The 21,559-nt window shown below is 64.3% G+C and carries 16 protein-coding genes and 1 pseudogene; 6 read left to right on the forward strand and 11 right to left on the reverse strand.

Going from position 1 to position 21,559, the window contains the following annotated elements:
- The 3 genes and pseudogenes from ABYB95_RS02160 to ABYB95_RS02170 form a co-directional block, all read left to right on the forward strand.
- Positions 1-2,078: pseudogene (locus ABYB95_RS02160) on the forward strand (hypothetical protein); the annotation flags it as partial.
- A complete protein-coding gene (locus tag ABYB95_RS02165; RefSeq protein WP_372656786.1) occupies positions 2,075-5,350 on the forward strand; it encodes a hypothetical protein in 3,276 nt (1,091 codons plus the stop codon). The pseudogene ABYB95_RS02160 and the gene ABYB95_RS02165, both read left to right, overlap by 4 nt.
- A 14-nt stretch (positions 5,351-5,364) precedes the next feature.
- Complete coding sequence (locus tag ABYB95_RS02170; RefSeq protein ID WP_372656787.1) at positions 5,365-6,507, forward strand: OmpA family protein; 1,143 nt, start codon at positions 5,365-5,367, stop codon at positions 6,505-6,507.
- A 120-nt stretch (positions 6,508-6,627) separates the two neighbouring features.
- Here the strand turns inward: ABYB95_RS02170 and ABYB95_RS02175 are convergent, their stop codons facing one another.
- The 6 genes from ABYB95_RS02175 to ABYB95_RS02200 all read right to left on the reverse strand — a co-directional run bounded on the left by ABYB95_RS02175 (position 6,628) and on the right by ABYB95_RS02200 (position 13,848).
- Positions 6,628-7,020 carry a RidA family protein gene (locus ABYB95_RS02175; RefSeq protein ID WP_372656788.1) on the reverse strand — a complete coding sequence of 131 codons (393 nt, stop codon included), beginning with the start codon at positions 7,018-7,020 and terminating at the stop codon, positions 6,628-6,630.
- A gap of 54 nt (positions 7,021-7,074) precedes the next feature.
- The gene (locus ABYB95_RS02180) at positions 7,075-8,718 is read right to left on the reverse strand and encodes an AMP-binding protein (RefSeq protein WP_372656789.1); all 1,644 of its coding nucleotides are present in this window, start codon (positions 8,716-8,718) and stop codon (positions 7,075-7,077) included.
- A 151-nt stretch (positions 8,719-8,869) separates the two neighbouring features.
- Complete coding sequence (locus ABYB95_RS02185) at positions 8,870-10,072, reverse strand: acyl-CoA dehydrogenase family protein (RefSeq protein WP_372656790.1); 1,203 nt, start codon at positions 10,070-10,072, stop codon at positions 8,870-8,872.
- A 1-nt stretch (position 10,073) separates the two neighbouring features.
- Positions 10,074-10,928 (reverse strand): enoyl-CoA hydratase family protein, encoded by an 855-nt coding sequence (locus tag ABYB95_RS02190; protein WP_372656791.1) that lies wholly within the window; start codon positions 10,926-10,928, stop codon positions 10,074-10,076.
- A gap of 17 nt (positions 10,929-10,945) precedes the next feature.
- On the reverse strand, positions 10,946-11,452 hold the full coding sequence (locus ABYB95_RS02195; RefSeq protein WP_372656792.1) for a MarR family winged helix-turn-helix transcriptional regulator: 507 nt from the start codon (positions 11,450-11,452) through the stop codon (positions 10,946-10,948).
- Positions 11,449-13,848, reverse strand: coding sequence for a bifunctional salicylyl-CoA 5-hydroxylase/oxidoreductase (locus tag ABYB95_RS02200; protein ID WP_372656793.1), 2,400 nt, complete (start codon positions 13,846-13,848; stop codon positions 11,449-11,451). Before ABYB95_RS02200 ends, ABYB95_RS02195 begins: the two co-directional genes overlap by 4 nt.
- Positions 13,849-13,974: 126 nt before the next feature.
- Here ABYB95_RS02200 and ABYB95_RS02205 point away from each other — a divergent pair, with 126 nt between their 5' ends.
- Positions 13,975-14,301: a DUF1840 domain-containing protein gene (locus ABYB95_RS02205; RefSeq protein ID WP_372656794.1), complete on the forward strand. Its 327-nt coding sequence runs from the start codon at positions 13,975-13,977 to the stop codon at positions 14,299-14,301.
- A gap of 114 nt (positions 14,302-14,415) precedes the next feature.
- Here the strand turns inward: ABYB95_RS02205 and ABYB95_RS02210 are convergent, their stop codons facing one another.
- From ABYB95_RS02210 to ABYB95_RS02225, 4 genes are all read right to left on the reverse strand, one after another.
- Positions 14,416-15,699, reverse strand: coding sequence for a TRAP transporter large permease (locus ABYB95_RS02210; RefSeq protein WP_372656795.1), 1,284 nt, complete (start codon positions 15,697-15,699; stop codon positions 14,416-14,418).
- Complete coding sequence (locus ABYB95_RS02215) at positions 15,696-16,223, reverse strand: TRAP transporter small permease (protein ID WP_372656796.1); 528 nt, start codon at positions 16,221-16,223, stop codon at positions 15,696-15,698. Before ABYB95_RS02215 ends, ABYB95_RS02210 begins: the two co-directional genes overlap by 4 nt.
- Before the next feature lie 69 nt (positions 16,224-16,292).
- Positions 16,293-17,270: a TRAP transporter substrate-binding protein gene (locus tag ABYB95_RS02220; protein ID WP_372656797.1), complete on the reverse strand. Its 978-nt coding sequence runs from the start codon at positions 17,268-17,270 to the stop codon at positions 16,293-16,295.
- Positions 17,271-17,413: 143 nt separating this feature from the next.
- Positions 17,414-18,367: a DctP family TRAP transporter solute-binding subunit gene (locus ABYB95_RS02225; RefSeq protein WP_372656801.1), complete on the reverse strand. Its 954-nt coding sequence runs from the start codon at positions 18,365-18,367 to the stop codon at positions 17,414-17,416.
- A gap of 112 nt (positions 18,368-18,479) precedes the next feature.
- Between ABYB95_RS02225 and ABYB95_RS02230 the strand changes: the two genes are divergently transcribed.
- Both ABYB95_RS02230 and ABYB95_RS02235 read left to right on the forward strand, forming a co-directional pair.
- Positions 18,480-20,498, forward strand: coding sequence for a nitrogen regulation protein NR(II) (locus ABYB95_RS02230; RefSeq protein ID WP_372656798.1), 2,019 nt, complete (start codon positions 18,480-18,482; stop codon positions 20,496-20,498).
- A gap of 95 nt (positions 20,499-20,593) precedes the next feature.
- A complete protein-coding gene (locus ABYB95_RS02235) occupies positions 20,594-21,214 on the forward strand; it encodes a response regulator transcription factor (RefSeq protein ID WP_372656799.1) in 621 nt (206 codons plus the stop codon).
- A 99-nt stretch (positions 21,215-21,313) separates the two neighbouring features.
- Here ABYB95_RS02235 and ABYB95_RS02240 read toward each other — a convergent pair.
- Positions 21,314-21,559 (reverse strand): calcium-binding protein (locus tag ABYB95_RS02240; RefSeq protein ID WP_372656800.1); only part of this gene is annotated, 246 nt, incomplete at its 5' end.

The following is a 21,559-nucleotide window of genomic DNA, read 5'->3' on the forward strand; positions in this document are numbered from 1 at the left end:
CCAGTGGCGCGGTGTTTGCGGACGTCACGACCGAAGTGGACCTGCCCGCGACAGCGGTGGCCGGGTCTGTGGTCAGTGGCACGGTGAGCTTCAGCAACAGCGCAGCGGCGGGCACGACCGCCACGGCGGTGGTGGGCACGGTCACGCTGTCCAACGGCCAACAGATCACCTACACGGTGGGCGACCTGGCCCCGGGTGCAAGCCAGACCTACACCTTCACCACCACGGTGCCCAGCACCACCAGTGGGACGGTCGGTGTGACGAGTACCGTGGCGACCGCGACGCCCGAGTCGGACTCGACCAACAACACGGCCAGCGATGTGTCGAACATCAACTTTGTCGGGGCCACCATTTCCGGTCAGGTGTATTACGACTTGGACCGCAACCGTGTGCTGACCAGTGGGGTCGATACGCCACTCCCGGGCTACCGCGTCGAATTGTTGCGGGTGGTGGGCAGTGCGACCGTGGTGGTGGGAACGACAACGTCCGCCGCCGACGGCAGCTACAACATCGCTGGCCAGATGCCGGGCAGCGACTACCAGTTGCGCTTCAAGGATCCGCTGGGCAATGTGATCCTGGGCACGCCCTTCAACCAGGCCGCGACCACGCAGGCAGGCAACCCCTCTACCGGCACCAACGCCTTGGTGGCAGCGGTGCCCGCTTCGCAGACGGTGACGATCGCCGGTTTCATCGAAAACATCACCTTGTACGCCGGTGACAACACGGTGAGCCAGAACTTGCCGCTGGATCCGAACGGGGTGATTTACGACTCGGTAACCCGGCAACCCCTGAGCGGTGCCACGGTCAGCATGGCCGGCCCGGCCGGTTTCGATCCGGCGACACACCTGGTGGGTGGCAGCGCGACCATGGTGACGGGCGCCATCGGTGCCTACCAGTTCTTGTTTGTGAATACCCCACCTTCGGGCATTTACACCCTGAGCGTGACTCCGCCTGCGGGGTACTCCGCGCCGAATGCAAGTGCGGGTGGCGTGGCCGCGCCGCAAGCCACTTTGGTGGTGCCCAACGGCCTGACCGAGGTTCAGCCGCAAGTGGGCCCGCCTGCCGTGGGCACGAACGGCCTGCCCGGTACCCGGTACCACTTCTCGTTGGACTACGATTTTGTGTCGCGACCTGGTGAAGTGTTCAACAACCACATCCCGTTGGATCCTTTGGTCACCGGCGCTTTGCTGGTGAGCAAAGTGGGCGAAAAGTCGGTGGCCGAGCTTGGTGACTCGCTGCGCTACACCATCCGCGTGACCAATAACGCTGGCAGTGTGGTGTCTGCGGTGCGGGTGGAAGACCTGCTGCCCGCCGGTTTCCGCTTCATCCCTGGCACGGCCCGCAGAGGCAGCGCGGCCTTGGCCGATCCGTCCGGCAGTCCGGGACGCTCGCTGGTGTTCGCGCTGGGAGACGTCGCGGCCAACAGCGTGGTGGAAATGAGCTACTTTGTTCGCCTGGGCGTGGGTTCACAGCAGGGCGACGGTATCAACCGGGCCACCGCTGTTTTTGACGGCCCAGCTGGCCCTGTGCGCTCGAACACCGCCGCTTTCAAAGTGACGGTTCAGGGCGGTGTGTTCAGCAACGAGGGCTGTATCGTGGGCGCGGTCTACACGGATTGCGATGGCAACCATGTACAGAACAACGTCAGCGGATCGCGCGAGTTCGGCATTCCAGGCGTTCGCCTGGTGATGCTGGACGGCTCTTACGTCATCACCGATGCAGACGGCAAGTACAGCGTTTGTGGTGTCAAGCCCCAGACCCATGTCATCAAGGTGGATCGCAGCACCTTGCCCAAAGGCGCACATATGCTGCCCTCGAGCAACCGCAACGCCGGCGACGGCAACAGTGTGTTCGTGGACATGAAGGGTGGAGAAATGGCCCGCGCGGACTTCATCGTGGGTTCGTGCTCGCCGGACATGCTCGATCAGGTCAAAGCACGGCGTGCGCAGGGCGACTTGCTGTCTCCAACGCCGGCCAAGGGGCCTGATCCGCAGCGGCGATCCGATGAGGGTGCGCCCATATTACCGAGCGTGCTGTACGACGGCCCCAGCACCCCAGGCCAGGGGGTGGCGAAATGACAACCATCGCAACCCGCAACGCGCGAATCAAACAAGTGATCTACAAGACGCCTGTGGCCTTGGCCGCTTCCTTGCTGGTGTCGGCCGTTCTGGCCCAACCCGCTGACAACACCACCAGCGCCGACGCTTCTGCGACTTCCGGGTCCGCTGCGGTCACAGGGCAGCCGGGCATCGGCCCACGCCCGTTCACGTCGTTCCTGCAGCGGCTGTCGTCTCCGGTGGAGCAGATTCGCGTGGTGGTGGCGGCCGACAACCTGCCCGCCGACGGCGTGGGAACCACCGAAGTGGTGGTTTCGCTGTTGGGCAAAACGGGGGAGCCGGTACCCGAGGCGCTGGACGTCACCGTCGAGGTGGACGGTGGTGCCCGCATTCTGCTTCCTGGTCGTCGCACGTCCGAATCGGGTGCCGACCGTGGCGATGTGGACCGCATTGCACCCGGCGTGCAGGCAACGGCGCAGAACGGTGTGCTCAGGTTCAAGCTGCTGGCACCGTACAAACCGGAAGACGTGACCTTGCGCGTTTCCGTCAAAGGCGTGTCCGAGACGGTGACGGTGCGCTACCTGCCCGAACTGCGCGAGATGATCGCGGTAGGACTGATCGAGGGGCGCTTGCGTTCCGACAAATTCGACCCCACGCAAATCGTTCCGGTGCGCGAGGACGACGCTTTCGACACCGAGTTGAAAGGCTTCAACAAAGAGTTCAACGGCGGCAAGACCCGTTTCGGCGCCCGTGCGGCGGTCTACCTCAAGGGCAAGATCCAGGGCAAATACCTGCTGACCCTCGCCTACGATTCCGACAAAGACACCGACCGCCAGTTGTTCCAGGAAGTGGATCCCAATGCGTTCTACCCGGTGTATGGCGACAGCAGCGTGCACGGCGTGGATGCGCAGAGTTCCAAGAAGCTCTATGTACGGGTCGATCGCAACCGCAGCTTTGTGCTGTATGGCGACTACACCACCACGGACGACAACGACGCGCGCCGCCTGAGCCAGTACAGCCGCTCCCTGGCCGGACTGAAAGGGCGTTACGAAGAAGGCGCGGTCACGGCCAACGCCTTTGTGGCCCAAGACAGTCTGCGCCAGGTCATCGACGAATTCCCGGCCCGGGGTGTGTCGGGCCCGTACAGCGTGTCCAACCCCAACGGGGTCACCGGCTCTGAAAAGATCGAGATCGTGGTGCGCGATCGCAACCAGCCCACCAATGTGCTCAGGCTGACCCAGCTCAGCCGCAACAGCGACTACGAGTTTGAGCCCTTCAGCGGACAAATCCTGTTCCGCGCGCCGGTACCCAGCTTTGACGACCAGCTCAACCCGGTGTCCATCCGCATCACCTACGAGGTGGACCAGGGCGGCGACCGTTTCCTCGTTTACGGTGGCGATCTGCGCCTGGCCCTGAGCGACAAGCTCAGCCTGGGTGTGGCCGTGGCCAAAGACGAAAACCCGGCGGCGCCCTACACCTTGGTGGGGGGTAACCTCAAGCTCAAGCTCAGCGAAAAGACCCAGATCATCGCCGAGCTGGCCCACAGCTCCAGTGTGGTGAACGACCCTGCCAGCGGCTTCAACACCGACACCAGCAACAACTTTGCAGGCAAATCGGGCGAAGTCTCCGGCGGCGCGGCGCGGGTGGAAATCCGGCACGAAGACGAAGCCGTGCGTGCGCGGGCTTACGCGGCCCGCGCCAGTGAAGATTTCAACAACCACGCAGCCGGTATCACCGGCGGGCGCACCGAAGTGGGTGTGTCGGGTGCCTACAAAATCAACCCGAACCTGAGCGTGAACGCCGAATACCTGCGTTCCCAGGAAAAGCTCGAGCGCACCACCACGCCCAGCGAAAGCAGCTCGCAGGCACTGGCCCTGGGCATGGACTTGAAAGTGAGCGAACGCCTGACCCTGGGCGCTGGCGTGCGCCAGGTCCAGGAGGATGCTGCCGGTTTGACTACCCTGAGCAGCAGCGCGTGTTCCAACAGCGCATCGGGTGGCACGGGCTACAACAACGGTTACGGCATCAGCCAGGTGGGCAACCAGCAAATCGATCCGGCCACCGGCCAGCTCGTGGTCTGTACCCCCATCAACGGCTCGACCACCAGCGCGCCGCAAGATCTGGATCGCACCTCCATTTATGGCCGGTTGGGCTTCAAGGCCACCGAAACCGTGACGCTGACCGGTGAATTGCAACGCGAACTGGGTGACGACGGCAGCAACCTCTACCGTCTGGGCGCCGATTGGCGTGTGGCCGAGAAGACCCGCTTGTACGGGCGCTACGAACGCAGCCGGGAGTTTGGTGGTGCCTATGGTCTGGGTGTGGGCGAGACCAGCAACGCCATCGCGGTGGGTGTGGACACGCAATACATGCAAGACGGTTCGCTCTACAGCGAATACCGCCTGCGCGATGTGGGTGCCGGCAAAGACATCCAGGCCGCGATCGGTTTGCGCAACGGCTGGCGCCTGGCCGAAGGGCTGCGCCTGGTCACCAATGCCGAGCGCCTGACCGCGACCAATGGCGATGCGACCGCGCTGGGCACCGGGCTGGAATACACCGCCAGCGAGCTGTGGAAAGCGTCCGGTCGCCTCGAATGGCGGCAGGACAGCGCCAACACCAACCACTTGCTGACTCTGGGCGTGGCGCGCAAACTCGACCGCGACTGGACCTTGTTGGCCCGCGACTACTTCAACCGGGTCACACCGCGTACCGCAGCCGGGAGCGACCAACGGCAGAACCGGTTCCAGCTCGGCTTTGCCTACCGCCCGGTGGACAGCAACCGCTTTGATGCCCTGGCTGTGGTGGAGCGGCGCAGCGAATACCTGGGCGGGACCGACGGCACCGACCGCGACGTGAGCATCTTCAGCGTGCGTGCCAACTACCACCCCAGCCGCCCTTGGTGGGTCAGCGGCCGCTTTGCCTACAAGCAGGTCAACGAAGTTTTGCTGGGGTCGATCCGCGACAAGTATTCCGCTGCGCTGCTGGGTTCGCGTGTGACCTACGACATCACCAACCGCTGGTCGGTGGGTGGGTTGTTCAGTGTGCTGCAAGGCACGGGCGGCGCACGGCAGTATGCCTACGGCCTGGAGGTCGGTTACGTGCTCATGGACAACCTCTGGGTGACCCTGGGCTACAACCTGAGCGGCTTCAAGGACAAAGACCTGTCGGGCAGCGACTACACCAACCGGGGTTGGGTCTTGGGCATGCGCTACAAGTTTGACGAAGACCTGTTCCGGGGCAAGGACGCGGGTGTGAACAAGACCCTCACCCCGGCAGCAACAGGCAAACCCTGACGCGAGGACCGCTCATGACATCCTGGTCTGTTCTTCCATCCCTGGCCAACCGCTCTGTGGCGGCTGGCCCTTTCGCTGTGATCGATTCCGCCATGCGCACCACACTTTCTCTTTCCGCCGTTCTGGCGACCTTGACCCTTTCCGGCTGTGCCGCCTTGTCTGCGGCAGATGGTTCCGATGCCACCCGGGCGCAGAATGCCGGCCTGGTGCCACAGGCCGCGCGCATCACGGACGAACGCATTCTGGGCGACCGCAAGAGCCTGGATGCCGTGCAGCAGCGCCTGCGCGTGCTCAACGAAGCCGGTGTGCCCCAGAGCAACTACGGTCTGGCCAAAGCGCAGTGCTGGCTCGACACCGCCAAGACGCAGTACCACGAGAACGACCGCACCGGTTATGTGGAAGCATCGTTGCAGGAGTCGCTCAAGATCGTGCAGGCGCTGGAGGCGGACAAGCAGGCGCGCGTGGGACAAGACACCCCCCTGGTGGCGGGCAGTGTGCGCTTACGCGACGATTTGTGGGCCCGACTCAACGGCTACAAGGGCCAAGCGGCGACGCTGGCCTGTACGGCGCGCACGGTGGCTTGTGCCGAGGTGCGGCTGGTACGGGCCGGTCATGCGCAGGAACAAACCGGTTGGCGCCAGGCCACACCACACATCGCCATGGTTGAAGAAGCCGTGCAGCGCGCGGATGCAGAAGCCGCGAACTGCGGCGCCCCCAAAGCAGCGGTCGCTGCGGCGCCAGCGCCTGCACCAGTGATGCTGGCGGGCAAAGAAAGCTTTGTCTTGTTGGGCGACGCCTTGTTCGAGTTCGATCAGTCTGATCGCGCACATTTGTTGCCCGGTGGCGAGGCGCGTTTGCGCGAAGTCGCCGAGCGCCTGAAACAATACCGATCCATCGACAAGCTGACGGTGGTCGGCCACACCGACCGGCTGGGCTCCTTGACCTACAACGACCGTTTGTCCCTGGAACGCGCCATCACGGTTCGCCGTTTCCTGGAGTCGTTGGGTGTGAAAGCGGCGCAGGCTTCGGCCGAAGGCCGGGGCGAGACCGAGCCGGTCACCCAGGGTTGCAGCACCACGGCACCCAAGGCCGAGCAAGTCCAGTGCTTGCAGGCCGACCGCCGTGTCTCGATCGAGGTCACCGGTCTGGTCAAGTAAGGTCTGGGGGAGGTCGCTGCCGTTCGGAAAGGCCTCCTGCGCTACCTAAAAAAACCGCTTTCGGCACCCAGCCGACAGCGGTTTTTTTTCGACCAGCGGCCGGGTTTTTCGCGCAGGCTCCTAGTCCGGCAGCACGGCGGTGACCTCGATCTCGACCCGCGCCCGGGCCTCCATCAAGCCGCTCACCTGCACGCAGGTCATGGCAGGAAAGTGTTTGCCCATGACCTCCCGGTAGGCTTCGCCCAGTTCGCGTAGACGGGCGTTGTATTCCACGCGGTCGGTCACATACCAGGTCATGCGCACCATGTGTTCTGGCCCGGCGCCGGCACAGGCCAGCACGGCGCGCACATTGAGCAAGGTTTGCCGGGTCTGTTCGATGAAGTCGTCGCTGTCAAACACCTGCTGGGCGTTCCAGCCGATCTGGCCGCCGACAAAGATCTGCGTGCCGCGTGCGGCGACGCCATTGGCGTAGCCCTTGGGTGCGGCCCAGCCAGGGGGGTGGAGAAATTGCATGTTGTGGTCCGTGTCAAAGCGCTTCAAGCGTCTGGGTTTGGGGGCGGTGGCGGTTCACGCGTCGCCGCTGGCGATTTTTCGCAGCGCAAAGCGTTGCAGCTTGCCGGTTTCGGTGCGCGGCAGCTGGTGGGTGAAGACCACGTCGCGCGGGTATTTGTACGGTGCCAGTGCGTGCTTCACATGGTCTTGCAAGGCTTTGACCTGGGTCGCGTCATCCGCGTGGCCGGGCTTGAGCACCACATAGGCCACCACCACCATGCCGCGCTGTTCATCGGGCCGCCCGACCACCCCGCATTCGGCTACCGCCGGGTGCTGCAACAGAGCGGCCTCGACCTCGGGGCCGGCCACGTTGTAGCCGGCCGTGATGATCATGTCGTCGGTGCGGGCCTGGTAGAAAAAATAGCCGTCGGCGTCCTGGCGGAAGGCGTCACCGGGGTAGTTCCAGCCGTCCTGCACGTACGCTGCCTGGCGCGGGTCGTCGAGGTAGCGGCAGCCGGTCGGTCCCTTCACGGCGAGGCGGCCGACCTCGCCCATGGGCAGCTCGCGGCCGTCTTCGCCGACGATGCGCGCCTGATAGCCCGGCACCACCTGGCCCACCGCGCCCGCGCGTACGGCTTCGGGCGGGGAAGAAATGAAGATGTGGAACATCTCGGTGGCGCCAATGCCGTCCAGCATTTCCAGGCCACTGGTCTGCTTCCACAATTGCCGTGTGGCGTCGGGCAGACCTTCACCCGCGCTCACGCTGATGCGCAGTGGGCCCACACCCTGTTGCTGCGCAAAAGGCGCCATCTGGCGGTAGAAGGTGGGTGCGGTGTAGCAGATGGTGGCGCCCACGCGGCCCATGGTCTGCACCATGGTTTCGGGGGTGTAGGGGGTCGATGGGAAATAGACCGAGCAGCCCGCCCACATGGGGAAGATCAAGAGGCCGCCCAGGCCGAAGGTGAAGGCCAGTGGCGGGGAGCCGACGACGATGTCGTCCGGCGTGGCCCGCAACACGTGGCGCGGCCAGGTCTCGCACGCGGCCAGCACGTCGCGGTGGGTGTGCACGGCCGCCTTGGGGGTGCCGGTGGTGCCCGAGGTGAAGGCCAGCAAGGCCACGTCGTCGGCGCCAGTGGGGCAGGGGGCAAACGGTTCGGGTTTGTGTTGCGCCAGCGCGGGGAGCGAACGGGCCTGGTCGCTGCCCGCCCCACCGTTGAAGTGCAGCAGGGGCAGTTCGCGCGTGTCGGCGGACAGGTCCATGGCCGAGCGCAGTTCGTCCAACAGGCCTGCATCGCACAAGGCCGCGTCGGGCCGCGCCTTGGCCATGATGGCGGCCAGTTCGCGCGCGCGCAGCAAGGGCATGGTGGCCACGGCGATCAGGCCGCACCGCACCACAGCCAGCCAGGCCAGGGCCATCTGGATCGAGTTGCCGCCGCGTATCAAGACCCGGTTGCCAGGCACCAGGCCCAGGTCCTGGGTCAATACCTGGGCCATGCGATTCACCTCCACCTGGGCCTGGGCGTAACTGAGCTGGCGCTCCTCGCTGCGGAACAGCGGGCGTTGGGTGTGGCCCGCGGCCTCGACGCGGTCGAACAGGGTCTGCACCAGGTTGAGCTGCGTGGGCAGGTGCAGCTCGGGGCGGTCGTAGCGCAGCTCCGGCCACTGCTCGGGTTCGGGCAGGTGGTCGTGCACGAAACGATCCGATTGAACAGAGGTCATGACAGTCTCCTTGCCGCAGATGGCGATTTTGGGGGTTCGCGCAACTGGCGGCGGGTGAGGTGCTCACATCCCGTAAATGCCACGGGGCCGCTAGGCTGGGCCGTCGGCATGGGTCTGTTGATGGGGGCGTGCAAAGCGCGGCGGGGGTGTTTCATCTCAGCACGTGTTTGCCCAGAATGAGCAATTGCACTTCGGTCGCACCTTCGTAGATGCGCAGCGACCGGATGTCGCGGTACAGGCTTTCGATTTTTTGCCCCACTTGCACGCCGCGCCCGCCGTGCATCTGCAACGCCATGTCGATCACGCGCTGCGCGTTTTCGGTGGCGGTGAGCTTGGCGCTGGCAGCCGCGGCGGTGTAGGCGGGAGTGCCCGCGCCCTGGCTGGCGCTGCAGTCGCGCAGCCAGGCGGCGCGGTAGGTGAGCATGGAGGCGGCATCGATCAAGGCCGACATTTCGCCCAGGCGTGCCTGGGTGAGCTGGAAGTCGGCCAGGGTCTGGCCGAACATCTTGCGCTGCTTCGCGTGGGCCACGGCCTCGGCCAAGGCGCGGCGTGCCATGCCCAGGGCGGCGGCGGCAACCGAGGCGCGGAAAATGTCCAGCGTCTGCATGGCGAGCTTGAAGCCACCGTGCAGCGGGCCGACCAAGGCGTCGGCAGCGACAGCGCAGTCTTTGAAGCGCAGCGTGGCCAGCGGGTGTGGTGCCATCACGTGGATGTGCTCGCTGCTGTCCAGGCCGGGCGTGGTCGCGTCCACGATGAAGGCGCTGATGCCGCGCGTGCCGCCATCCGGATCGGTCTTGGCAAAGCCCAGGTAAAAATCGGCCAGGCCGCCGTTGCTGATCCAGGTCTTTTCGCCGTTGAGCACATAACCCTGGGGCGAGGCTTGCGCTTGCGTGGCCATGGCCGCCACGTCGGAGCCGGCTTCGGGCTCGCTCAGAGCAAAGGCGGCGATCTTGCTGCCGTTGGCCACGGCGGGCAGATAACGGTCTTTTTGTTCCGGCGTGCCTGCCAGCGTGATGGCGCCACTGCCCAGGCCTTGCATGGCGAAGGCGAAGTCGGCCAGCGGCGAATGAAAAGCCAGGGTTTCGCGCAAGATCACCAGCGCGCGCGAATCGAGCGCGGGCAAGGCGCCGCCGTGTGCGGCGGGTACGCAATAGCGCAGCCAGCCGCCTTGTGCGAGCAAGCGCACCCATTCGCGGCAGGCGGCGCGGTCGTCGGCTTCGTCCACACTTTGTTCGCTGGTCCAGACGGCGAGTGGCTTGGCCATGGCGCGATGGGCGTCGTCGAAGAACGGCAGCTCCAGATGGTTCTGCTGGGGTGACGGCAGGTGCGGGTGCGGGCGGTCAAAAGCCACCATCTCAGTTGCCCTCGAACACCGGACGCTGTTTGGCCGAGAAGGCCTCAAAAGCGCGGGTGAAGTCTTGTGTTTGCATGCAAATGGCCTGGGCCTGGGCCTCGGCTTCGATCGCCTGGTCCAGCGTCATGGCCCACTCCTGGTGCAGCATGGTCTTGGTCATGCCGTGGGCGAAGGTCGGGCCGGTGGCCAGTTGCGCGGCCAGCTTGTGCGCGGCGGGCAACAAGGCATCGGGCTCGTGCACCGCGTTCAGAAAGCCCCAGGCCTGGCCTTCTTGGGCCGTCATGGCGCGTCCGGTCAGCAGCAGTTCGCTGGCACGGCCCTGGCCGATCATGCGGGGCAGCAGGGCGCAAGCGCCCATGTCGGCGCCGGCCAGACCGACGCGGGTGAACAGGAAGGCCGTGGTGGATTGCGGCGTGCCCAGGCGCAGGTCGGAGGCCAGGGCCATCATGGCGCCCGCACCGGCACACACGCCGTCGAGCGCGGCCACGATAGGCTGCGGGCAGGCGCGCATGGCGCTCACGAGTGCGCCCGTCATGCGGGTGAAGGCCAGCAGCTCGGGCATGCTCATCTTGGTGAGCGGGCCGATGATCTCAAACACGTCGCCACCCGAACAGAAGTTGCCGCCCGCACCGGTGAGCACCACAGCGCGCACGTCGGTGGCTTTTTGCAAACCGCTGAACCAGGCGCCGAGTTCGGCATAGGCCTCAAAGGTGAGCGGGTTTTTGCGCTCGGGCCGGTTCAAGGTGACGGTGGCCACACCGTCTTGCACGCTGCAAGCGAAGTGCTGCGGCGCGGTGTCTGCGACCGCGCGGTATTGCGGGTGCATCGGGTTGTGGGCGGGAATGGGGTGTTGCATGTGCGGGCTCGGTTTGTTTATTCGCTGTCGGCGGTGTCCGCCTGGCGCTGGTTGAGGGCGAGTTGGTGTTGCTTGACCTTGCCCAGCAATTTGTGCAGGCCGTCGATCTCGCGCGGGCTCAGGCCCTCGAAGGCTTCGACGATCCAGTCCTCGTGCTGGCGCGCCATGTCGGCGAACTGCTGGTGTCCGCGCGGGGTCAGGCGCACGAGAAAAGCGCGGCGGTCGCCGTCCACCGCCATGCGTTCTACCAGACCTTCACCAACCAGTTGGTCGGTGATGCCGGTCACGTTGCCACCGGTGACCATGAGCCGGTGCGACAGTTCCTTCATCTTCAGACCTTCGGGGTGGCGCTCCAGTTGGGCCATGAGGTCGAAGCGCGGCAAGGTGGTGTCGAACTGTTCGCGCAATCCGGTGCGCACACGCTTTTCCACCAGTTGCGAGCAGGTCAGCAGGCGCAACCATAGGCGCAGCGACTGCGCGTGTTCGCTGTGGGCACGGGCTTCGAGGTCGAGGGGCGTGCTCATGCGTTCTCCGGCGTGTTGCTGGGGGTGTTCGTGGCTTGCAGCGCCTGCTGGCGTGCGATCTCGCGGTAGAGCTGGTCGCGCCCGCTCTCGTAGGGGCGCGGCCATTCGATGGCGGTGCTTTGCAGCTTGGCGGCTTCGAACAGCGTCCACGCCGGGTTCGCCAGGTGCGGTCGCGCCACGGCGCAGAGATCGGCACGGCCGGCGGCGATGACGCTGTTGGCGTGGTCGGCCTCGCTGATCGCGCCCACCGCCATGGTCAGCACGTCCACCTCGTTGCGGATGCGGTCGGCAAACGGGGTCTGGTACATGCGGCCGTACACCGGTTTGGCCTGTCGTGTGGTCTGGCCGGAAGACACGTCGATCACGTCGCAACCGGCGGCTTTGAACAGGCGCGCCATGGCCACGGCGTCGTCGGGCGTGTTGCCGCCGGGCGCCCAGTCGTGGGCCGAGATGCGCACGCTCATGGGTTTGTGGGCCGGCCAGACGGCGCGCATCGCGGTGAACACCTCCAGCGGGTAGCGGCAGCGGTTCTCCAGCGTGCCACCGTAGGCATCGCTGCGCTGGTTGGTGAGCGGGCAGATGAACGCCGAGAGCAGGTAGCCGTGGGCGGCGTGCAGCTCCAGCCAGTCGAAACCCGCGTCTGCGGCGCGCCGGGTGGACTCGACAAAGGCCTGGGTGAGTGCATCCATGTCTTCGCGGTCCATGGCTTTCGGGGTCTGGTTTTGCGGACCATAGGGCAGGGCACTGGCAGCGAGCAGCGGCCAGTTGCCATGCGTGTCGCCAGCGGGCAGCGGCTCGTCGATCTGGTCCCAGCCCAGTTGCGTCGAACCCTTGGGCCCGCTGTGCCCGAGCTGTATGCCGATGTGGGCGCTGCTGCTGGTGTGCACAAAATCGACGATGCGCTGGAACGCGGTTTGTTGCGCACCGTTCCACAGGCCGGGGCAGCCGGGCGTGATGCGGCCTTCGGGTGTCGGGCTGGTCATCTCCACCATCACCAGCGCGGCGCCGCCCATGGCACGGGCACCCAGGTGCACCAGGTGGTAGTCGCCCACCGTGCCATCCACCGCGCTGTACTGCGCCATGGGCGACACCACGATGCGGTTCTTGAGCTTGAGCCCGCGCACAGCGAGTGGCAGCAGCATGGGTGGCGTGGGGTGTTTGGCTTGCGCCTGGGGGTTGACCTTGCGTTCCAGCCAGGTTTCGTAGCCTTCGAGCCACTGCGCGTCGCGCAGGCGCAGGTTTTCATGGCTGATGCGCTGGCTGCGGGTGAGCAGCGAGTAGGCAAACTGCTGGATTTCCATGCCGGTGTAGCGGTCCACGTGCTCGAACCATTCGGTGGAATTGCGCGCCGCGTTCTGGATTTTCAGCACCTCCACGCTGCGCCGTGCTTCGTAGGCTTGCAGCACCTCGCCCACGGTTTCATCGGTGCCGGCGGCGCGTGAAAACTCGTCGGCCAGATCGATCGCATCTTCCAGCGCCAGCTTGGTGCCGCTGCCAATGGAGAAGTGTGCGGTGTGGGCCGCGTCGCCCATGAGCACGATGGGCACGCTGCGCCCGGCGATGGCCTGGTGGTGCACCCAGGTGTTGCAGATCACGCGCGGGAATTGGATCCAGATCGCCGAGCCGCGTTGGTGGGTGGCGTTGCTGATGAGCGCGTGGCCGTCGAGGTAGGGCGCGAACAGCTTTTCGCAAAAGGCGATGCCTTCGGCCTGCTCCATCTTGTCCAGGCCGTGCGCCTTCCACACCGCTTCCGGGGTTTCCACGATGAAGGTGGAGGTATCGCCATCGAACTTGTAGGCGTGGGCCTGGAACCAGCCGTGCTCGGTTTCTTCGAAGGCAAACGTGAAGGCGTCGAACGTCTTTTGGGTGCCCAGCCAGACGAAGCGGCACAGGCGGGTGTCGATGTCGGGCTGGAAGCTGCTGGCGTAGCGGGTGCGCACACGGCTGTTCAGACCGTCGCTGGCGATCACCAGGTCGGCCTGGTATTGCTCGGCCAAAGCCTGGTCGTCGGTCACGTCGGTCTCAAACACCAGGTCGACCCCGATGTCCAGACAGCGTTGCTGCAGGATGTTGAGCAGGCGTTTGCGCCCGATGCCACAAAACCCGTGGCCGCCCGAACGCACGCGACCGCCCTTGTAGAACACCTCGATGTCGTCCCAGTGGTTGAAGGCGTCGCCCACGAGCTGGGCCGACTCGGGATCGGCCTGGCGCATATTGAGCAAGGTCTGGTCGGAGAACACCACACCCCAGCCAAAGGTGTCAAAAGCGCGGTTGCGCTCGACCACCGTGACCGTGAGGCTGGGGTCGCGGCGTTTCATGAGCAAGGCGAAATACAGGCCTGCTGGTCCACCACCAATGCACAGGATGCGGCGAGGCGCCGAAGAATTTGTCTTCATGCTGAAATAGTTTAAGCATAAATTAAATTCAACCAATCGGGTAAACCCGATGATCCTGGTTGCGCTGCTTGCCTTGGTTTTACGGTGGTGCAGAATGAACAGAACAACAACACACAGGAGCCCAACATGTCCCTATACCGTTTCAAATCACGCGAAACCGGCGATCTGGTGATGCTGGAGCCGCACGGCAAGCGCATTCTGCAGCTGCTGGGCAAAGAGCCGTCGGGCCCGGGGATTCTGGAAGTTGCGCAAATGTCCGCCGCCGTGACCACCTTGCGCGAGGCCATCGTGCTTGAAGAGGCCGAACACAAACGCCTGGTGGAAGAGGCGCTGGCCAAAGGCGAGGAAGCGCCGATGTTCGACCCGGTGGGTCTGCGCATGCGCTGCGCACCTTTTATCGAAATGGTCCAGCGCTGCGAAGGCGCGAAAGTCGATATCGTCTGGGGCGTTTGAGGCCACCAGGGGCAACGGATCGGGTCGTCACCAACGCCTGAGCAACGCCAGGCAGGCACCAAAAGACCAATCGCCCCAGAAGGGGCGATTGGTGCTTGGGATCAGGACCTTAGATCAAGGGCCGAAGATGGCGTTGGGCAGCGCCAAGGTGATCGCCGGGATATAGGTGACCATGGCCAGGAACACCAGCAAGATGCTGAGCCAGGGCAGGGCGGCGCGGGTCACCTGCATCAACGTCATCTTGGTCACTCCGGCCGTCACGAACAGATTCAGACCCACGGGCGGCGTCACCATGCCGATCTCCATGTTCACCACCATGATCACCCCGAGGTGGATCGGGTCGATGCCCAGGTGGGACGCGATGGGGAACAGGATGGGTGCCAGGATCAGAATCACCCCGGTCGGCTCCATGAAGGCGCCTGCCACCAGCAGCAGCACGTTGACCACGATCAGGAACATCCAGGGCGACATGCCCACGGCCAGTATGTGTTCGGCAATGGTTTGCGGAATGCGCTCGGTGGTCAGCACGTGGGCAAACAGCAGCGCGTTGGCGACGATGAACATCAGCATCACGGTGGTCTTGGACGATTCCAGGAACACCTCGGGCAGGTCCTTGAAGCCCAGGTCGCGGTAGATGAACACGGCCACAAACAAGGCGTACACCGCCGACACGGCAGCCGCTTCGGTGGGTGTGAACACACCGCCGTAAATACCGCCCATGATGATGACCAGCAAGGCCAGGCCCCACATGGACTCGCGGAACGCGGACAGCACCTCGCGCAGCTTGGCCTTGGGTGGTGGGGTGAGCTGCAGCTTGCCTGCCCGCCACCACACGCCGGCCATGAGCATCAGGCCGAGCAAAATGCCCGGCACCACGCCCGCCATGAACAAACGGCCCACCGACACCTCGGTGACGGCGGCGTACACCACCATCACGATCGAAGGCGGGATCAGAATGCCCAGCGTGCCGGCGTTGCAGATCACGCCCGCGGCGAATTCCTTGGTATAGCCGTTTTTCACCATGCCGGCGATCACGATGGAGCCGATGGCCACCACCGTGGCCGGGCTGGAGCCCGAGACCGCCGCGAACAACATGCAAGCCAGGATGGACGCGATGGCCAGGCCACCGCGCATGTGGCCGACCGCCGCGATGGCGAACTTCACCATGCGCCGCGCCACACCACCGGTGGACATGAGGTTGCCGGCCAGCACGAAGAACGGGATGGCCAGCAGCGTGTAGTGCTCGCTGGTTTCGAACAGCTTGATCGACATCGAAGCCAGCGAATCCTGCGAGAAGAAATAGATGGTGAGCAGGCTGGACAGACCCAGACCGATGGCCACCGGCATGCCCAGCGCCAGAAAGGCGAACAGGCAGGCAAAAAGCACGAGCGTGTTCATGCGGGTTCCTCTTCGGCTTTGAGTTTCATGGCGTCGGCGGCTTCATCGGCCAGGTGCAGGCTGGTGGTTTTGCCGGTGATCAGGTTCCAGAGGATTTGCAGGAAACGAAAGGCCACCATGAGATAACCGATGGGCATGATGATCAGCACTTGCCAGCGCTCGATCGGCATGTCATCGAACTCGATGCCCACGTCCTTCATCTTGCTCACGTATTCGGTGGCACCCACCATGACAAAGCCGACGTAGACCAGGCACAGCAACACCACCACGATGGCCGTTGCACGGCGCGTGCCTTCGGGCATGAGGCGCACCAGCGCATCCACACCGATGTGCGAGCCGACCCGCACACCGTAGGAAATGCCGACAAAGATCATGATCGCGAAGCACACCGTGGTGAGCTCCAGATTCCACGAGTAGCCGGTGTTGAACACGTAGCGGCGCACCACCTGCAGAAAGGCCAGGGAAGTCATGGCCAGCAGCATGAGCGACATGATCCACTCTTCGAGACGGTCGAGTATTTTCATGATGGGTCCTGAAAAAACCCCGGACAGTGCCGGGGTTCGAGGGGTTGAGGTCTGGGAGCCTGGGCCGTTTTACTTGTTGGCCTTCTGTGCCGCCTGGATCAGGTCGGCACCGATTTCGCCTTCAAACTGCTTCCACACCGGCTGCATGGCGGCGCGCCAGGCTTTGAGGTGCTCGGGGTTCATGGGCAACACTTTGGCCTTGTTGTCGGCAATCACTTTCTTGCGGAACTCGGCGTCTTCGTCGTTGGCGACCTTGTTGCCGTACTTGATCGACTCTTGCATGGCTTCGTTCAGGCCTTTGCGGATGTCGGCTGGCAGGCCTTCCCACCACTTGGTGTTGGCGATGACCATGTAGTCGAGCACGCCGTGGTTGCTCTCCATGATGTAGCCCTGCACTTCATGGAATTTCTTGCTGTAGATGTTGGACCAAGGGTTCTCGGCACCATCGACCACACCGGTCTGCAAGGCCTGGTAGACCTCGGCGAAGGCGAGCTTCTGTGGGTTGCCCCCCACGGCCTTGAACTGGGCTTCCAGCACGTCGGACGCCTGGATGCGGAACTTCAGGCCTTTGGCGTCAGCGGGCATGCCCAGTGGCTTGTTGGTCGACAGTTGCTTCATGCCGTTGTGCAGGTAGCCCAGGCCGGTGATGCCTTTCTTGTTCATCGAATTCAGCAACTCCTGGCCTTCTTTGCCGGACTGGAAACGGTCGACCGCAGCGAGGTCGGTGAACAGGAAGGGCAGGTCAAAAATCTGCAGCTTGGGGGTGTACTTGCCGAACTTGGCCAGCGAAGGCGCGATGATTTGCACGTCGCCCAGCAGCAGGGCTTCCATTTCCTTGCCGTCGCCAAACAACTGGCTGTTGGGGAACACCTGCACCTCGACTTTGCCAGCCAGCTTCTTCTCGGCCAGTTCCTTGAACTTCAAAGCCGCCTGGCCCTTGGGCGTGACGTCGGCCACCACGTGGCTGTACTTGATGACGATGGGGGCGGCGTGGGTGGTGAGGCCAAAGGCGAACAGCGCCGAGGCCAGTGCGATCTTCAATTTCATGAGGTTGTCTCCAGTGCTTGGGATCAGTCCAGATTGAACTGCGTCAAGGTTATGGCTTTGTGGCGCCTCTGCCAACTGTGGCGTTCAACAGCCGGGAAAACCCTAGGTGGCGCGGCCGGCGGCGGTTTTTTGTCGGCCCGCTGTCAGCGCGCCAGGGCTTTTTCAACGTCCCGAATCCATTGCGGACCGACACGGTGGTTGAACTGTTCGTACACCGGTTGCACAGTCTTGCGCAGCCGGGTGCGCTGCGCCGGCGTGAGGGTGTGCACGCGTGTGGTGGCCGATTCGCGCAGGGCGTTCAAGGCCTTGTCGTTCTGCGCGTCGGCGATCTGGTTGCCGAAATCCAGCGCTTCGCGCAAAGCACGCGAGATCAGGATGCGGTCGGCTTCGTTCAGGCTGAGCCAAAAGCGCTCGCTGGTCACGATGGCGTAGCCCAGGTAGCCGTGGTTGGTCAGACTGAGGTCGGTCTGCACCGTGTGCATGTTCTGGGTCCAGAAGTTGGACAGCGGGTTTTCCGTGCCCCGCACCACGTTCTGGCCCAGCGCTTCGCGGGTTTCGCTGAACGGCAGCGCCACCGGGTAGGCGCCGAGCGCGCGCATCTGGGCCGCGATCACGCGCGAGGCCTGCACCCGCATGCGCAAGCCCGCAAAATCGGCGGGCTCCAGCAAGGGGCGGTTGCCGCTCATCTGCTTGAAGCCGTTGTTCAAGTAGCCCAGCCCTACCAGGTGCTGGCGCGCAAGACCGGCCAGCAACTTCTGCCCCACCGGTCCGGTGGTGACGATTTGCACCTCCTGCATGTTGCCGAACAAAAAGGGCAGGTCGAACAGCTCGAATTCGGGAAACCCCAACCGACCGAATTTGGACAAGGACGGCGCCAGCATCTCCACCGCACCGATCTGCAAGGCCTCCATCTCGTCGCGGTCGCCATACAGCTGCGCCCCCGGGTACACCACCACCGTGATGCGTCCCTGTGAACGCTGCTCGACCAGCACCTTGAAGCGTTGTGCCGCCAGGCCCTTGGGGGTGTCTTCGGCAACCACATGCGAGAACCGGATCAACAAACCCGCGTGCGCAGGTGTCTGCGTGCACAGCAGCACAAGCGCCAAGCAGGGCAGTGCCAAAAGCCGCCACAGGCGCGCGCCCGTTCGGGCTGGGTTGTATGTCTCCATCACCCCGCTATGCTAGCGACTCCTCACCTGTGTGCCCGACATGAGCCCTCCGCCGTTCGAAAACCTGTTTGATTTCGATTTGCTGCAAAGCCGCAACGTTGGCCTGCTCGGGCGTGGCAAACACGCCACCCTGTGGTTGCTGGGCCTGTTGCTGTTTCTCGCGGTGTCGGTGGTGACGCTGGTGCTGTACCTGCAAACCTTCGAAGCCGACGAAGGCCAGCGCCGCCGCACCGCCGACGCCCAGTGGCTGGAGCAAAGCGCGCGCTTCCACTTTCGCCGCCTGGAGGACGACCTGCAAGTGCTGGCGCACCAGGCGCGCGAGGCCGAGGGCGCAGAAGGCCAGCCGCCCGAAGGCAAGTTCAACCCCGGCCTGTTGCTGCGCCAGCCGGGCGTGGTGCTGGCCCATGGCTGGCTGGCGGCGGGCGCGCACGCGTCGGCGCCGCCCATACTGGCGCGCCTGCAAGCCGATGCCGCAGCGCAGCCCGGCAACGCCGAGATGTTGTCGGTGATGCAAGACATCACGCGCTCGCTCAGGCGTCCGAGCTACGCCGGCCCCGTGCCCAAGGGCCAGCCGCCCGGTGCATACACCGTGTGGCTGGCGGTTCCCTTGTTCGAGCGTGGTGTATTTTCGGGCAACTACCTTGCGGCCTTGTCGCTGGACGAAGCGGTGAAGGCCTTGATACCGGCCTGGTTTCGCCAGAACCACGAGGTGGTGCTGATGGACGAGCAACAAATGGCCTGGGCACCCAAAACCGAGGCGCAGCACTACAACGCTTACCTGGAACTGCCTGGCACCGATCTGGCCCTGCAGGTGCAGAGCATCCGTTCGGATTCCGCCACGGTGCCGCGCATGTTTTTTCTGGTCGCCATGTTGTGCCTGCTGGGCATGCTGGCCAGTCTGTACGCCTTGCGGCGCGACTTCGTCAAGCGCCAACGCATCGAGTCGCAGCTGCAAGCCCAGGTGGCCTTGCGCAGCGCGATGGAAAACGCGGTCACCGTGGGCTTGCGTGCCTGGGATTTGCAGGGCCGCATCCTGTATGTGAACCAGGCGTTTTGCCGCATGGTGGGCTTTGAGCCCCACGAACTGGTCGGGCGCCAGGCGCCACTGCCCTACTGGCCCAAGCCACAGACCGACGAGCTGCAGCTCGTCCACCAGGGTGTGATCGCGCAAGGCACCGAACGCGCGGGCGTGGAGGTGCAGTTCCAGCACAAGGGCGGGCAGCTGCTGGATGTGCTGATCCACGAAGCACCGCTGAGCGATGGCGACGGTGCCCAATTGGGCTGGATGAGTTCGGTGATCGACATCAGCGAGCGCAAGCGCGCCGAGCGCACGGCCGCGCGGCAACAAGAGAAACTGGAAGCCTCGGGGCGCCTCGTGGCGATGGGCGAGGTGGCTTCCACCCTGGCCCACGAACTCAACCAGCCGCTGGGTGCGCTCAGTGGTTTCGCCAACGGCTTGCTCAACCGCCTGAAGAGCGGGCGCTTGAGCAACGAGGAACTGGAGTCGGTGGTGGAGCGCATGGAGCAGCTCTCGGCCAAGGCCGGGCGCATCATCCAGCGCGTGAACGCCTTTGCCCGCCGCCGCGAGATGACTTGGCAGCGTGTCGAGATCAACGCTTTCTTGCGCCGCGTGCTCGCACCCTTGCAGCGCCAACGCCAACTGCCCTTGCAACTGCTGTTGCCGCCCGAGCCGGTGTGGATAGACGCGGACGCGCTGCTGCTGGAACACGCCTTGAGCAATCTGGTGGGCAACGCGGAATTTTGGGCCCACCAGAGCACGGCCGCACCCGAGGTGCAGGTGAGCGTGCAGACCGTGGGCGACAACCTGCTGCTCACGGTGAGCGACAGCGGCCCCGGCGTGGGCGAAGACCAGCGCGACCAGATTTTCAATGCCTTTTTCAGTGGCAAGGAAGACGGCATGGGCATGGGTTTGGCGATTTGCCGATCGATTGTGGAGGCCCACCACGGTCGCATCGATGTTGGACAATCGCAGGATCTGGGCGGGGCCTGTTTCACCGTGCGCATACCGCTGGCCGGCAGCACGCAACAGGCCGCCTGAAGCGAGCGCAGCCTGGCCCGTTGCCCAAGTGGGTGTGCCCTGAAACCGCCCCCAAGCAGCCCCAACAGAGGGCCCCACAAGAAGGAGACACACAGATGGAGACCGTGAACCCCGCCATCCACATCGTGGACGACGACGCCGACTTTCGGGATGCCCTGGTCTGGCTGTTCGACTCGCGCGGCCACCAGGCACAGGCCTGGCCATCGGGCGAAGCGTTTCTGGCGGCGGCGCGCGCGCAGGGCGCGCTCTGGTCTCCTGCGGTGGTGTTGATGGATATCCGCATGGAGCCACTATCGGGCCTGGCCACTTTCGAAGAACTGCGCAGCCTCAACTGCCCGTGGCCGGTCTTGTTTCTCACCGGCCATGGCGACGTCACGATGGCGGTGGCTGCGGTGAAAAACGGTGCCTGGGATTTTCTGGAAAAACCCTTCCAGGACAACGTGCTGGTGGACAAAGTGGAGGCCGCTCTACGCACGGTGCAAAGCGAAGAAATGCAGCAAGCCCAGCGCCTGCGCCAGGCCCTGGCCAGCCTGAGTGCGCGCGAACGCGAGGTGCTGGACGAACTGCTACAAGGCCACTACAACAAAAACATCGCCGACCACCTCGGCATCACCCCACGCACCGTGGAATTCCACCGCGCCAACATCTTCGAAAAAATGGGTGTCAGCTCGGCGGTGGAACTGGCGCACCAGATGGGGCGGTTTCAGCTGAGTTGAATGTTTTGCGGTGGGTGGGCGCCACCGGCGAGCCGAGGCCGCAGTGCCTGGGCAGTGGAAGAAGGGGCGGCGCACAACCACCGCCCCTCAATCAACGGTCTATTGCCAGTTGGCGGCGATCACCGGCGACAAATCCGCCGCATAGTTGGCGGGCAAAGTTGTTTGTCCGGCCGCTGGTGGCGAGAAGGCGGACATGGCTTGCACCAAGTTTTGTACTTGGCTGTCCTGCAACGTCTTTCCATCGCTTGTTTTGAACTGCTCCACGTGGTATTGGCTACCCAGGTACCAGTTGGTCAGAGTGAACTGATCGTTGGTGCCGATGATGCTAACGCTCAGGTTGTTGCC

Origin of the sequence: Hydrogenophaga sp. (genome assembly GCF_041633695.1) — a bacterium.
In the GTDB taxonomy this organism is placed as follows: domain Bacteria; phylum Pseudomonadota; class Gammaproteobacteria; order Burkholderiales; family Burkholderiaceae_C; genus Hydrogenophaga.